1 protein-coding gene is annotated in these 738 nt (G+C 46.9%); it reads right to left on the bottom strand.

Annotated elements, in window-relative coordinates:
* The coding region (locus tag R7Q48_RS27090) for an ATP-binding cassette domain-containing protein (RefSeq protein WP_318133344.1) at nt 1–738 on the bottom strand (738 nt) is incomplete at both ends.

Raw genomic sequence — 738 nt, 5'->3', positions numbered from 1 at the left:
AGCAAGATTGAAAATCAGTTCGTAGATCTCTGGGTTCGCCCCAACGTTAATGACTCGTGTTGGCTCGTCCAACAAAATCACACTCATATCGGTGGAGAGCCAGCGACCTAAAATCACTTTTTGTTGGTTACCACCAGACAACTGCCCTATAGCCTGTTGTAATGAGGCGGTTTTAACGTTCAAAGCCTTACGTTGCTGCTCTGCGTTGTCTCTTTCCCATTTGAAATCGATCAAACCGCCCAATTTCAAATTCCATGGACGAGCACTGATGTTGGTGTTCTCTTCCACCGAGAGAATAGGAACGATAGCGTCCGCTTTACGGTCTTCTGGGCATAACGTAATGCCTGCGCGAATCGCATCTTGTGGACTTCTGACACTGATGGGCTGCCCATGAATGTAAATTTGTCCGGCTTGCGCTTTTTCCGCGCCGAAAATGAGACGGGTTAGTTCTGTTCGCCCAGCCCCAACTAAACCAAACAGACCCAGAATTTCACCTTGACGAATATCGAGTGAGACTGGTTGGGTTAACCCTTTGCCTTCAAGGTTTTCAATGCGTAGGCCACTTTCGCCTAGAGAACGCGAACGGTAGTTGTAGATATCGTTGATTTCACGACCAACCATCAGCTCAACCAATTTTTCATGGGTTAAGTCGGTCATGTCGTCAAATGTTTGTGCATGTGTCGCATCTTTGAAGATGGTAATGGCATCGCACAAATCGAAGATCTCTTCCATACGATG

It is taken from the genome of Vibrio sp. 378, from assembly GCF_033339435.1.
The sequence above is the reverse complement of the archived record's forward strand: the minus strand, read 5'-3'. Positions and strand labels throughout refer to the sequence as shown.